The sequence below is a fragment of the Amycolatopsis sp. NBC_01488 genome, assembly GCF_036227105.1.
Classification (GTDB): domain Bacteria; phylum Actinomycetota; class Actinomycetes; order Mycobacteriales; family Pseudonocardiaceae; genus Amycolatopsis.
The window spans coordinates 649,961-663,502 of the sequence record NZ_CP109434.1 but is presented as its reverse complement, the minus strand read 5'-3'; the positions used below and the strand labels follow the sequence as shown (position 1 = coordinate 663,502).

Genomic DNA, 13,542 nt, shown 5'->3' with positions numbered 1-13,542 from the left:
CTGGTCGTCTCGAAGCCGGCCGATGTCCACTTCGGTCACGAAGACTCCTCCTCCGGCGCGGTTCACGCGCCGGAGGAGGAGAACGGGATGAAGCGGGTAACAATCGCCCTGGTCGCCGGGGTGCTGGCCCTTCCGCTGGCCGCCGGTCCGGCGGAAGCGCACGACCACGGGCCGCGGGCCCACGACGACCACCTGCGGACCAGGGCCGGGCGGACCCTGACCGCCGACGTGCTCGGCAACGACCGCGGCACCGCCGTCGTCCGGCACACCGCGGCCGCGCACGGGAGTGTCGACATCGCCGCCGACGGCACCCTCCGCTACACCCCCGAGCCCGGCTTCACCGGCCGGGATTCCTTCACCTACACCGTTTCCGACGCGGTGAAGCTCTACCCGACCCACCTCCCGCCGCTCGCCACCATCGGCGGCGTCCGGATCACGGGCGGCGCGTACGGCTCGGCGCTCACCCCCGTGCCCGGCCGGAAGGACGAGTTCTACGGCCTCACCGACCGCGGCCCCAACGTCGGCGCGCCGGACGGCGGCAAGATCGAACCACTGCCGCAGTTCACCCCCGCGATCGGGAAGTTCCGGCTCCGCGACGGGAAAGCCGTGCTGGAGCAGGTCATCCCGTTGCGCGCCGCGGACGGCACGCCCTACAACGGCCAGGTCAGCCCGCTCGCCGACACCGGCGAGAAGATCGTCGACCTGAACGGGAACGTCCTGCCGGAGTCGGCGAACGGCTACGACTCCGAAGGTCTGGTCGCGCCGAAGGACGGCACCTTCTGGGTGTCCGACGAGTACGGCCCCTTCATCACCCACTTCGGCCGGGACGGCCGCGCGATCGAGCGCCTCTCCCCGTTCGACGGCTCGCTGCCCGCCGAGCTGAAGTACCGCGTGCCGAACAAGGGCATGGAAGGCCTCGCGCTGACGCCGGACGGCCGGACGCTCGTCGGCGCCATGCAGTCGGCGCTGCAGCAGCCGGACCTGACGAAGAAGCCCGGCAACGTCACCACGCTGCGGATCGTCACCGTCGACCTGCGCACCCGCGCCACCCACGAGTACCTCTACCTGCTCGACGACCCCGCCACGACGAGCACCGCGGTCAGCGAGATCACCGCCCTGTCGGCGACGCGCTTCCTCGTCGACGAACGCGACGGCAAGCCGGAGCCGGGCGCCGACAAGAAGCTGTTCGAGATCGACCTGACCGGCGCCACCGACGTCGGGCCGCAGGCCGCGGGCTACGACGCCGGCAAGGGCGGCGTGCTCGTCGGAGGCAAGAGCATCGACGCCTACGTCGGCAAGGACACCACGGCCGACGCGACGAAGGACCTCGCCGCCGCCGGAATCACGCCGGTGCGCAAGAAGCTGTTCCTCGACGTCGGCGCGCTCGTCACCGGCCTGGACCCGAGCGGCGGTTTCTTCGGGCACGACAAGGTCGAGGGTGTCGCGACGACCGACGGCGGCCGGACCGTCGTGCTCAGCAACGACAACGACAACGACTTCGGCGTCGACGGCATCACCAACGCGGCGCCGCCGTACGCGCTGCACCCGAAGACGCTGCCGGACGGCCGCCAGGACGACGGCGAGTACCTCGCGGTCGACACGACCAAACTCCCGGCGGCGACCAGCACCGCGACGGTGACGATCGACGTCCGTTAGTACTTGAACTGGTCGACGTTGTCGGCGGTGATGAGCAGCGGATCGCCCAGCAGGACGGTCTTCGACGCCGTGTCGTACTTCACCGCCGGCAACTCCAGGCTCACCTTGTTGACCGCCTGGAGCGGCTTGCCGTCGGCGACCTGCTTCGCCGTCCACGCGGTCAGCCAGCCCAGCGACTCGACGTTCCACAGCACCGACTCGGAGCACGAGCCGTCGAGCAGGAACGGCTTGATCGACTGCGGCGTCCCGACGCCGACGGTGAACACCTGGCCGATCTTCTGCTCCTCGCGCACGGCGTTCGCGACCCCGGGCGCGGACGTCGTGCACTCGCCGACCATGCCGGTGAGGTCCGGGTGGCGGGCCATCAGCTCCTTGGCCAGGTTCGTCGCGTTGTCCTGGTCTTCGCCCGCGTACACGGTCTCGACGACCTGGGCCTTCGGGTAGTGCGAAGCCGTGTACGCCTTCTGGATCGAGATCCACGTGTTGAGGTTCGCCGCGGCCGGGCCGCACGAGACGATCGCGTACTTGCCGCCGCCGCCGGTCCGTTGCATCAGCGCGTCGGTGAGCGCCATGCCGATGCCCTCGGCGCTGGCCTGGTTGACGAACGCCTCGCGCTGCGTGCCCGGCGCGTCGGTGTCCGACGTGAGCACGTGGATGCCCTTCGCGCGCGCCTCGGCGATCACCGGTGCGAGCGCGGCCGGGTCGTTCGGCGCGACCACGATGACGTCGACCTTCTGCGCGATGAGCTGACGCAGGATGGTCACCTGCGCGGCGGGGTCGACGGTCTTCGGGCCGATCGTGGACCACTGCACGCCCAGCTGCTTCGCCGCTTCGAGGCCCCCGGTGTTCATCGCCTGGAAGTACGGGATGTCGGCGACCTTGGGCACGAACGCGATCCGCGTCGGCGCCGGCGCGGGGGCGTTGGCCAGCTCGTCCGAGCAGCCTCCGAGCGCGAGCGCCCCGCCCAGCAGCAGCGCCGCGACCAGCCGGAACGTCTTTGTCGGCCCTCGCATCCCCACCCATTCCTCAGGACTTTCGAACGGTCTGCGCGCGGTGGAGACCAAGGGGGAAGGTAGGGCCCCGCGTAACTGTGGTCAACGGGATGTGCGCAAAGGGTTACGGAAGTGAGTTCTACCTCGTGGATTTCTGGCGGCGCTGCGCCTGGTTGGCGCGGTCGGCTACGCTGGGCGACGATGACCCGCTGTTCCGTGCCCGCCCGCTGGCTCCTGCTGTGCGCACTGGCGCTCGCCGTGGTGGCGATGCACCACGCGCCCGCCGGGCCCGGACCGGTCGAAATGGCCTCGATGGCAGCGGAACTCGACGGTGGCGCGGCACCCGCGCAAGGTGGGGCGCGCGCGGAAGTGCCGCAGAGCGAGGCGCTCGCGGCGGCCAGGTCGCTTGCGGAAGCGGTGCGAGGCGAGGCATCCGCGGTCGCCGGGCTACGCGCGGAAGTGCCGCAAGGTGAGGCATCCGCGGCCGCCGGGCCGCTTGCGGAAGCGGTGCGAGGCGAGGCGTCCGCGGCGGCGGTCGGGCTGCGCGCGGAAGCAGCGCAAGGCGCGGCACCTGCGGCCGCCGGGTCGCTTGCGGCAGCCGGTCACGTCACTTCTCCCGCGCCGGACCACGGCGGCGGCCACGATCCGCTCCACCTCTGCCTGGCCATCCTCGCCGCGATGATCCTGCTGGCAGCCGCCGCCCTGCTCGCGTTCCGCACGACTGCGAGCCCCGGCCCGCTTCGGCGCCCCATCCTCCGGCGAGCCGCGCGGCCGCCGCCGTCGGCGCCTGCCGGGCGTCTTCTGCTCGTCGCTCACTGCGTTCTGCGGATCTGATCGGCGCGGTTCCGCCGCGCCCATCCACAAGAACTCATCCGCAAGAACTCCAGTGAGGAAGAACCATGTCCAGGAAGTTCCTGGCGGCCTTCGTGCTGCCCGCCGTCACCGCGCTCGCCCTGAGCGCCTGCTCGACCGAAGCCGATCAGAACAAAGCCGACCACAACGAAGCCGACGTCACCTTCGCGCAGCAGATGGTGCCGCACCACCGGCAGGCCGTCGAAATGTCGGTGCCCGCGCCGCAGCACACGAAGAACCCGCAGGTGCTCGCCCTGTCCGGCGGGATCGCGAAGGCCCAGCAGCCGGAGATCGACCAGCTCACGACCTGGCTGAAGCAGTGGGGTGCGCCGGACATGGCGGGCATGCACCACGGCATGGTCGACACCGGTGACCTCGACACCCTCCGCGACGCCGCCTACGACCGGAAGTGGCTGACGCTGATGGTCGAGCACCACCGCGGCGCGATCGACATGGCTCGCACCGAGCTGTCCCAGGGTGCGAACACCGACGCCAAGGCGATGGCCCAGCGGATCGTCGACACCCAGCAGGCCGAGGTGGACCGGATGACCGCCCTCCTCGCCGCCTGAACCGGCGTGGTCCCCGGTGCGATCGCCGGGGACCACGCTGTGGCGCGGAAGACAGCCGCAATAAATACCCCCAGGGGGTATAGTCATCGGCATGAACGAACAGCACGGAGTTTCGTGGGCGACAGCGATCCAGGCGACCCTGCACTGCCTGACCGGATGCGCGATCGGTGAGGTGCTCGGGATGGTCCTCGGTACGGCGTTCGGCCTGCACAACGCGGCCACCGTCGTCCTGTCGATCGTCCTCGCGTTCGTCTTCGGCTACGGCCTGACCATGCGGGGCGTGCTGAAGTCGGGGCTGAGCCCGGCGGCGGCGTTCAAGGTCGCGCTGGCCGCGGACACCGTGTCGATCGCCGTCATGGAGGTGATCGACAACACGGTCGTCGTGGCGATCCCGGGGGCGATGAACGCCGGCTTGACCAGCTTCCTCTTCTGGCTGTCGCTGGTGCTTTCGCTGGCCATCGCGTTCGTGGTCACGGTGCCGGTGAACCGGTGGATGATCGGGCGCGGCCTCGGCCACGCGAAGGTGCACGCCCACCACCAGCACTGACGCGGCCAGGGAGGTGGCGGCCTCCCCGGTCGCGGGTCAGACGCTGGAGAGGTCCACGGCGCGGTCGACCTTGCGCCGGTCGAGCACCCGCAGGATGCCCTCGAGCAGGTAGTAGTCGGCGTAGGGGAGCGACACCTCGATGCCGTCCTCGGCCGGCCGGTTGCGGGTGCAGCGCGCCACGCTCGCCTCCGCCCGGGTGGACTTCGTCGTCAAGCACGTCTGCGAAACCGCCGACAGGATCCGCACGGCGCTGTCGCGGTACTGCGGGCGGTGCGTGAGCTCGGCGAGATCGAGCAGGCCGCACGCCATGACCACGCCGGCCGAGGCGTCCTTGACGTCGTCGGGCGCCTGCGGGGCCAGGTAGTCCCACACCGGCACGTGGTCGGGCGTCAGCTTCGAAAGCGCGTAGTCGGCCAGGCGCCGGGCCGTGGTCAGGAACTCCTGGTCGCCGGTGCGCCGGTAGATGGTCGTGAAGCCGTAGACGCCCCACGACTGCCCGCGCGACCAGCACGACGCCGGGCTGTAGCCCTGGACCGTGTTCGGGCCGATCGGCGCGCCGGTGACGGGGTCGAAGTCGAAGACGTGCGGGGTCGAGCCGTCCGGGCGGACGAAGTTCCGCTGCGCGGTCTTCGCGTGCGCGACGGCGATGTCGAGGTACTGCGGGTCGCCGGTCTGCTTGCTCGCGAACGCCAGCAGGTCGAGGTTCATGATCGTGTCCATGATGGCGCGGCCCGCGTCCTTCGGGTCGGTGAGCGCGCCCCAGGCACGGATGAACCTCCCGGCCGGGTTGTACCGCTTGATCAGCGACGACGCGGCCTGGATCGCGCCGGCCCGCCACTTGTCGTCGCCGGTGAGCCGCCACGCGGTCACCCACGACGGGTAGAAGAGGAAGCCGAGGTCGTGCGTGCTCGTGTCGTTCTGGCGCGGCGCGAGTTTCTCCGCGGACGCCAGCGCGAGCGTCTTGAATTGTTCTTCACCGCTGTGGAGCCAGGCCAGCCACAACTGCCCCGGCCAGAATCCGCCGACCCAGTCGCCATTCTGCGAATAGGTCCATTTCTCGAACTTCGTGCCGACCGGAAACGCGGTGACACCCGGGGCCACCGCGCGGAGCTTGGCTACCGCGTAGTCGGCCGCTTGGCGGAGCGTCCGGGTGACCGATGCCTGGTCGGAGGCATCGAGGGTGGCCGCGGCAGCGGCCGTCGAAGTGCTGGCGCTCGCCGCCACCGCGGCACCGGCCGCGGTGGTCAGCAGGGTTCTCCGGGTAACGCTCACAGGTGCCCGCCATTCCGTGTGGGGAAATGCTCCAGGTGCCCGGAAGCTTTCCACAACGGACTGGCGCTTGTACACCCGACGGATAGTCGTTCACGGTTGTGAATTTATGTTCCGGTGACCGGGAAAGGGCGAAGGCCCGGCGGGGAATGCCGGGCCTTCGCTTCTTCCGCGGGGGTGAGGGCAGTCAACCACGCGAAACTCGTGGCTCGCTCGAGCCGCGGTTCAGCAGTGCGGCGCGACCGGGGAGTCCGAGCCCGTCTGCAGGTAGGTGTCCGACACGTAGTTGTCCGGGCCGATGCGGTCCCAGATGTTGCCGGTGCCGAACTTGCCGGTGACGGTGTCGCCCTCGACGTAGCACTCGATGTTCACCTTGGCGTAGTTCGCCGCGAGCCCCTTGACCGCGGCCGTCGTGCTGGCGGTGGCCCGGACGTTCATCGGGTCGCCCGCGGTGCTCACCACGCCGGTCGGGCCGGAGCCGGTCCACAGGTAGGTGACGTTCACGTTGCCGTTGTCGGACATGGCGAGCCCGTCGTAGAAGACGCCGTCGCCGAGGTCGATGCCCGCCGGGTTGCCGACCTTGTAGCCGAGGTCGTCCTTACCGCCGTTGTAGCCGTTGTGGTACGCGGCATACGCCTCGGGCTGGCCCTGCGGGAGGTCCTTGTACTCGGCGCGCACCGACGCCGGGTTCCAGTAGTCGTCCTTGGTGTTCCACGGGCCGACGTCCCACACGGGCGCGTACTCGCACCGGCTGTTGTCGGTCTTGCAGACGCGGACGCTGTAGTCGCCGGTGCCCTTGGGGGCCAGCCCGCGGCCGGAGGGCAGCGCGACGAAGTGGTCGCGGCTGGCGATGATGTGGCCGTTGGCGGTCTTTTCGCCGACGAGACCTTCGCGAGTGGCGTAGACCTTGTAGGTCAGCGCGGCCGTGGCGGCCAGCGCGTTCACCTGCGGGACGCGGTCGGCGCTGAGCCCGAGGCTCCTGACGGCCGGGCGGAGGCCGTCGGTGTCGCTGTGCAGGCTGATCCGCGCCTGCACGGAGCTGACGGCGGTCTTGAACGCGGTGCCGGCGGGCGTCCACTCGGTCCAGTCGTTCACCCCGGTGCGGCCCCGGACCTCGACGTCGACCGCGGTGCCCTTCGGGGTGTCGGCGGACAGCTGCGCGCTGACGCGGTTCGCCGGGGCGCCCAGCGCGTGCTCGGTCGTGATGAAGGTGCCTTCACTGCCCGCGAACACCTGCGCGGTTCTGTGCCACGCGGCGTCGGCCAGGGTCAGCGTTCCGCCGGCCCCGGTGACGTTGACGTCGTCGTAGTCCACAGTGGACACGTCGGCGGTCCAGGCGGCAGTGGTGGTCGCGGCCTGGGCGGGGGCTCCGGCCAGCGCCGTCACCGCCCCGGCGGCCAGGACCGCCGCGATCACGCGGCCGGCTTTCTCGATCCGGATCATCCCCGGTTCTCCTCTCGCACTCGTTCACTCGAACGTGGCGAAAGACTGACCGGGTGGCGTACATGATCCGTACAAGCAGAGCGGACGTCAGGCCGAAACGATGTGCGGCGGCTCCTCCATCGAGGTCACGGGTTCCGTCGGCCGCGACGAAAGCTCGCGCCAGATCGCCAGCGCGCGCTCCGAATAGTCCCGCGACCGCTCCGGCTGGGCCAACGCCCGGTGCAGCTCACCGAGCAGCTGCGACACCTCGGCCTCCGACCGCCGGTCGCCGTTGCGGCGGTGCACCGAAAGGGAGTTCACCAGCAGCAGCTGGGCGTGCGCGAAGTCGCCGCTGTGCAAGCACAGCTCGCCGAGGTTCTGGTTCGCGTACCCCACGCAGTGGTCGTCGCCCAGGTCGGTGAAGATCGCGATCGCGCGGTCGACGTGCTCGCGGGCCGCCGCCAGGTTGCCCTGGTGCTGGAACAGCAGGCCCAGCCGCTTGAACGCGTGGGCCTCGCGGTGGCGGTCGCCGATCGCCGCCGACAGCTCCAGGGCGTCGGTGAACCAGCGCTTCGCCGCCGCGTAGCAGCCGCGCGACATCCAGACCGCGCCCGCGCCCAGCCGGGCCACCGCCTCACCGTTCGGGTCGCCTTCCTCCGCGAACAGCTTCAGCGCTTCGTGGCAGTGGTCGAGCGCCAGGTCGTCTTCGCCGTCGATGCGCAGGATCGTGGCCAGCCCGGTCAGCGCGATGGCCACGCCCTGGGCGTCGCCGATCCGCTCGAACAGGGCCTTCGACTCCGCGAACGCCACCCGCGAACCGGCGTACTCATCTTGATAGAGCAGGTACTGGCCGAGGTTGCGCTGCACGATCGCTTCGGCGCGCAGCGAACCGGTGCGGCGAGCCGCGGCCAGCGCGATCGTGTGCGTGCTGTGCCAGTCGTCCTGGTGCCCGCGCAGGTCGAAGTACGGCGTCAGCGCCGACGCCAGCTGCCACGCCAGGTCGTCGAAGCCGTGCGAAGCGGCCAGCGAGACCGCCGCGACGCTCGTGTGCCGCTCGGTCGCGAACCACGCCGCCGGGTCGTCGGGCAGCACGTCGGCGGGCACCGCCGGACGCGGCAGCTCGTCGTCGTAGTACATGCCGAAGAAGTGCAGCGGCATCCGTCGCGCGGCTTCCAGCGCCAGCGCGAGGTAGCCGGAAAGGACCCGGTGAAGGGCAGCGCGCGTCTTCGCCGCGTCACTCTGCTCCGCCAGCTCCACCGCGTACACGCGCAACAAGTCGTGAAGCCGGTAACGCGGCTGTCCCGCCGAATCGGAGCCGACCAGCTCGACGAGGTGGCCGTCGACGAGCACGTCGAGGACGTCTTCGGCGTCGCGGCGGCCCAGCACGGCCGCGACCGCCCACGCCGGGAACTGCACCGGCCCGAGCAGGCCGAGCCCGCGGAACGCCGTCGCCGCCGACATCGGCAGCAGGTCGTAGGACAGCGTCACGCTCGCGCGGACGGCGAGGTCGCCGACGCGCAGCTCGTCGAGCCGCTTGTGCTCGTCGCGCAGCCGGTCGGCCAGCAGCCGCAGCGTCCAGCCCGGCCGGTTCGTCAGCTTCGCGCCGGCCACCCGGATCGCCAGCGGCAGGTGCCCGCACTGGCGCAGGATCGCCGCGGCGCTCTCCGGTTCGGCGGCCACCCGGTCGGCGCCGACGATGCCCTCCAGCAGCCGCGCGCCTTCGGCTTCCGGCAGCAGGTCGACGTCCACCGGCTTCGCCCCGGGCAGGCCGGGCAGCCGGACGCGGCTCGTCACCAGCACCGCGCACGCGCCGGCACCGGGCAGCAGCGGCCGCACCTGGGCGGCGCTCCCGGCGTCGTCGAGCACGACGCACATCCGCCGCCCGGCCAGCCGCGAGCGCAGCAGCGCCGAGCGTTCGGCCGGCTCCCGCGGCAGGCCGGCGTCCGGGATGCCGAGCGCGCGCAGCAGTTCGGCGAGCACGCCCATCGGCGCGCGCGGCGACGACGACGTGCCGGCCAGGTCGACGTGCAGCTGGCCGTCGGGGAAGTCGCCGCGGACCGCGTGCGCGACCCGGACGGCGACCGCCGACTTCCCGACGCCGGGGGCACCGGAGAGCACGACGACGGCGGGCGTGCCCGAGTCCGCGCGCTCGCGCAGCAGGCCGGTGACCTCGCGGATCACGTCGTCGCGGCCGGTGAAGTCCGGCAGGTCGAGCGGCAGCTGGCAGACCGGGACGAAGTCCGCCGGGCGCACGGCGGGCCCGCTTTCGAGCACCAGCGTCGCGCGCAGCTCGCGCAGCCGCGCGCCCGGTTCGGCGTCGAGCTCTTCCCGCAGGACGCGCTCGGCGGACTCGTACGCCTCGACGGCGTCCGCGGTCCGGCCGGCGGCGCGCAACGCGACGATCAGCTGCGCCCACAGCTCTTCCCGAAGCGGGTGCTCGGTGACCAGCCCGCGCAGCTCGGCGACGGCTTCGCCGCACCGGCCGAGGTCGATCCGCGCCCGCAGGCGCTGTTCCTGCACCGACAGGCGCAGTTCGGTGAGCCGGGCGACGGTCGCACCCCAGCTGTGGTCGTGCGGGAGTCCTTCGAGGACTTCGCCGCGCCACAGCGCGTCCGCCCGGTCGAGGAGTTTGAGAGCGCTCTCCGCGTCGGCGCCGTCGAGCGCTTCCTGCGCTTCGCCGGCCAACGCCGTGAAGGCGAGGTGGTCCAGTTCTTCCGGCGACGCGGTCAGCAGGTAGCCGGAGGCCCGGCTGCTGATCCGTTCGCCCAGGTCGGGGTCGATCTCGGCGAACCGTCTTCGGAGCGAATGGACGTACGTCCGGATGTTCGCCGCGGCCGACCGCGGCGCCGATTCCGGCCACAGCACCTCGACCAGCACGTCCGCGGACACGACGACGTTCGGCTGCAGCGCCAGCGCGGCCAGCAGCAGCCGGGGCTTCGGCCCGCCGAGCGCGATCACCCGCCCGGCGGCGGTGACCTCCAGCGGACCGAGGACGCGGATGGTAAGCGAGGTGGCCTCAACCTGCCCGATGAGTTCCCCCATAGCCGGATGCTATGGCCCGTTCGACCCCACGGGCTAGATCCATTCGGAGTGTCTGCGCACGCCGTGGGCGCTTTGTACGACTCCTGTACGAGCCCCGGTCACGCTCCCGCCATGAAGCGTTCGAACCTCCGGCGTATCGCCGGTCTAGGGGTCGTGCTCGCGACGGTGGGCGCGCTGGCGGTGGGCGGCGCGCTCGAGGCATCGGCCGCCGCGACCGGCACCGTCAAGACCGCGGGCGACCCCCTCAACGTCCGCCGGGCGCCCACCGCGAGCGCCACGGCCGTCAAGACCGTCGCGAACGGCGCGTCCGTGACCATCGACTGCCAGATCACCGGCTCGTCGGTGACCGGGACCTACGGCACGGGCACGTTGTGGGACTACGTGCCCGCGCTCGGCGGGTACATCTCGGACACCTACGTCTACACGGGTTCCGACCAGCGGATCGCACCCGACTGCGGCGTCGGCTCCGGCAGCGGTCGGTGCGCCGACGCCTGCGCGGGGGAGGGCCAGTACCGCTCGTCCGACTCGCACTTCCTGGTCTACGACACGAACGCCGACGGCTACTCCGCCGTCGTCGCGTACTGGCTCAAGGGCGGCGCCGGGCCGTTCTACGTCTGGAACTCCGGCGGCGAGGGCACGAAGGTCGACAAGGCCGTCTCGATCCCGCACGGCGGCTGGGTGTTCTACAAGGTCTGCGTCGCCGACTACACGACCGCCAAGCCGGACCTGAAGTCCTGCAGCGACGGCCTCACCGACTTCGCGGCCTGACCGCGGCTCCCCTTCCCCGAAAGGCTTTCCGACATGGTTCAGGTCAACCGGCGCAAGGTGCTCCTCGGCGGGCTCGCCGCGGTCACCGCCACCGCGGCGTCGGCCGCGCTGCCGTCCTGGGCGAACGCCCGCACGACGGTGGCCGCCCCCACGATCCACGACCCCTTCCAGCTCGGCGTCGCCTCCGGTGATCCACTCCCCGACAGCGTGGTGCTGTGGACGAGACTCGCGCCGGCGCCGCTCAACGCCGACGGCTTAGGGGGCATGCCGGACGCCACCTACGCGGTCGACTGGGAGATCGCGGACGACGAGGCGTTCAGCTCGATCGTGCAGAGCGGCTCGGTGAGCGCGGTCCGCGCGTCCGCGCACAGCGTCCACATCGAACCCGTCGGCCTGCAGCCCGCACGGGAGTACTTCTACCGCTTCAAGAGCGCGGGTTACCTTTCGCCGGTCGGCCGGACGCGCACCGCGCCCGCCGCGGGGGCCGCGGTCAACCAGCTCAAGTACTGCTTCACGTCCTGCCAGCACTGGGAGGAGGGCTACTACCACGCGTACAAGGGCGTCGTGGCCGACGACCCGGACCTGGTGCTGTTCCTCGGCGACTACATCTACGAGAAGAAGTCGGGCCGCGCCGCGCAGGAGCGCAACCCGCGCAGCCTCGCCGTCGCCGACGAAGCGACCACGCTCGCGCTCTACCGCGCTTGTCACGGTCAGCACAAGACCGACGCCGACCTGCAGGCCGCACACGCGATCGCGCCCTGGGTCGTAGTATTCGACGATCATGAAGTGATGAACAACTGGAACGGCACCACGTCGCCGGCTTCGGCCGCGCGCAAGGCCGCCGGGTTCCAGGCGTTCTACGAGCACACCCCGATCCGCTCCACCGCGAAGCCGAACGGCTCGTCGATCCAGCTGTACCGGCAGTTCCTCTGGGGCAACCTGGCCCGGTTCCACATGCTCGACACCCGCCAGTACCGCAACGCCCAGGTGGCCGACCCGGCCGGCTCGGCCGGTCCGGCCTGCACCGACATGCGCAACACCTCGCGCAGCATCCTGGGCAGCACCGAGGAGGCGTGGCTGCTCAAGCAGTTCGAGTCGCACCCGGCCACCTGGGACTTCCTCGGCCAGCAGGTCTTCTTCGCCACCCGGGACGGCGACGGCAACAAGGCCACCTGCGAGAGCCCGGACTCCTGGCAGGGCTACGAGGCCTCGCGCGACCGGATCGCGAAGGGCTGGGTCGACCGGAAGGTCGCCAACCCGGTCGTGCTCACCGGTGACGTCCACCGGCACTGGGCCGCCGACCTGCGGCAGGACTACTTCGACCACAGCGACCCGCTCATCGGCTCGGAGCTGGTCACGACGTCGGTGACGAGCAACAGCGACGACGCGGCCCCGCCCACCGCGGCCTGGCTCGCGAACAACCCGCACATCAAGTACTGCAAGGGCGAGCGCGGCTACGTCCGCGTCACGACCACGGCGTCGCAGCTGCGGGCGGATTTCATGACGACCTCCGACACCAGCGTCTACGACCCGGCGTCGGTGGTGATCAAGAACGACCGCAGCTACGTAGTGCAAGCGGGCCGCCCCGGCTTGCAGCAGGTCTGAGCCCTGGGCGCTACGCTGCGTGACGTGAACGATGAACTGGGCCTGCGGGAGCGCAAGAAGCTCCGCACGCGGGCGGCGATCTCGACGGCGGCGATCGGGCTCTTCCTCGAGCGCGGGTTCGACGCCGTCGGGGTCGCCGAGGTGGCGCGGGCGGCCGAGGTGTCCAAGCGGACCCTCTTCGCCTACTTCCCGTCCAAGGAGGACCTGGTGCTGCACCGGTTCGCCGACCACGAGACCGACGCGGCGGACGTCGTCCGCGCGCGCCGGCCGGGGCAGGGCGCGCTGGCGGCCCTGCGCGAGGCGTTCCTGAACGGGCTCGAAGAGCGTTCGCCGGTGACGGGCCTGTGCGACGAGCCCGCGGTGCTCGCGGTGTTCCGGTTGGTCACCGGCACGCCGGCGCTGGTCGCGCGGCTGGCGGAGTTCACGTCGGCGGGGGAGGCGGCGCTGGCGGAGGCCCTCGCCGAGCCCGGCGTCGCCTCGCCCGACGCCGAACTGGCCGCCGCGCAGATCGCGGCCGTCCGCCGGACGCTCGCGACGGCCAACATGGAGGCGGTCGCGGCGGGCGTCCCCGCGGCCCGGCGGTACCCGGAGGCCGTCGCGGCGGCCGAACGGGCGTTCCACCTGCTGACCTCCGGAGTGGGGTTCGCCTGAGTGCCCGGTTCGTGACGGATTCATGGTCCGGACCATGACGGATGCACGGTTTCCCCGGGCTCCTCGAAGGTAGACTGCGGAAATCCTGAACGGACGCCGGAGCCGCCCCGCCGCGGCGGTACCGCGTTTCCGGCGACCAGAACACCGGGGGACCCGCGTCCGACTGGGG

General features: G+C 71.4%; 11 protein-coding genes. 7 read left to right on the top strand and 4 right to left on the bottom strand.

Going from position 1 to position 13,542, the window contains the following annotated elements:
- Window positions 1–87: 87 nt before the first annotated feature.
- Window positions 88–1,656 (top strand): esterase-like activity of phytase family protein, encoded by a 1,569-nt coding sequence (locus OG738_RS03165; protein ID WP_329051057.1) that lies wholly within the window; start codon window positions 88–90, stop codon window positions 1,654–1,656.
- Here the strand turns inward: OG738_RS03165 and OG738_RS03160 are convergent.
- Entirely contained in the window at window positions 1,653–2,669 is a 1,017-nt protein-coding gene (locus OG738_RS03160; protein WP_329051055.1) for an autoinducer 2 ABC transporter substrate-binding protein, read from the bottom strand. The two genes, OG738_RS03165 and OG738_RS03160, sit on opposite strands and share 4 nt — an antisense overlap.
- 180 nt (window positions 2,670–2,849) lie before the next feature.
- Between OG738_RS03160 and OG738_RS03155 the strand changes: the two genes are divergently transcribed.
- From OG738_RS03155 to OG738_RS03145, 3 genes are all read left to right on the top strand, one after another.
- Entirely contained in the window at window positions 2,850–3,482 is a 633-nt protein-coding gene (locus OG738_RS03155) for a hypothetical protein (protein WP_329051054.1), read from the top strand.
- 65 nt (window positions 3,483–3,547) lie between these two features.
- On the top strand, window positions 3,548–4,069 hold the full coding sequence (locus tag OG738_RS03150) for a DUF305 domain-containing protein (RefSeq protein ID WP_329051052.1): 522 nt from the start codon (window positions 3,548–3,550) through the stop codon (window positions 4,067–4,069).
- Window positions 4,070–4,160: 91 nt separating this feature from the next.
- Window positions 4,161–4,616, top strand: coding sequence for a DUF4396 domain-containing protein (locus OG738_RS03145; protein ID WP_329051051.1), 456 nt, complete (start codon window positions 4,161–4,163; stop codon window positions 4,614–4,616).
- A 36-nt stretch (window positions 4,617–4,652) separates the two neighbouring features.
- On the opposite strand, the gene OG738_RS03140 is transcribed toward OG738_RS03145, so the two are convergent.
- From OG738_RS03140 to OG738_RS03130, 3 genes are all read right to left on the bottom strand, one after another.
- The gene (locus tag OG738_RS03140) at window positions 4,653–5,888 is read right to left on the bottom strand and encodes a glucuronyl hydrolase (RefSeq protein ID WP_329051049.1); all 1,236 of its coding nucleotides are present in this window, start codon (window positions 5,886–5,888) and stop codon (window positions 4,653–4,655) included.
- Window positions 5,889–6,110: 222 nt separating this feature from the next.
- Window positions 6,111–7,328: a hypothetical protein gene (locus tag OG738_RS03135; RefSeq protein ID WP_329051047.1), complete on the bottom strand. Its 1,218-nt coding sequence runs from the start codon at window positions 7,326–7,328 to the stop codon at window positions 6,111–6,113.
- Between the two features lie 87 nt (window positions 7,329–7,415).
- Window positions 7,416–10,349: an AfsR/SARP family transcriptional regulator gene (locus tag OG738_RS03130; RefSeq protein WP_329051046.1), complete on the bottom strand. Its 2,934-nt coding sequence runs from the start codon at window positions 10,347–10,349 to the stop codon at window positions 7,416–7,418.
- A gap of 111 nt (window positions 10,350–10,460) precedes the next feature.
- Here OG738_RS03130 and OG738_RS03125 point away from each other — a divergent pair, with 111 nt between their 5' ends.
- Genes OG738_RS03125 through OG738_RS03115 form a run of 3 tightly spaced genes read left to right on the top strand, consistent with a single transcriptional unit; the run spans window position 10,461 to window position 13,373 of the window.
- Window positions 10,461–11,117 (top strand): SH3 domain-containing protein, encoded by a 657-nt coding sequence (locus OG738_RS03125; protein WP_329051045.1) that lies wholly within the window; start codon window positions 10,461–10,463, stop codon window positions 11,115–11,117.
- A 33-nt stretch (window positions 11,118–11,150) separates the two neighbouring features.
- Window positions 11,151–12,722 (top strand): alkaline phosphatase D family protein, encoded by a 1,572-nt coding sequence (locus tag OG738_RS03120; protein WP_329051044.1) that lies wholly within the window; start codon window positions 11,151–11,153, stop codon window positions 12,720–12,722.
- Window positions 12,723–12,746: 24 nt separating this feature from the next.
- Complete coding sequence (locus OG738_RS03115) at window positions 12,747–13,373, top strand: TetR family transcriptional regulator (protein ID WP_329051042.1); 627 nt, start codon at window positions 12,747–12,749, stop codon at window positions 13,371–13,373.
- Window positions 13,374–13,542: the final 169 nt, after the last annotated feature.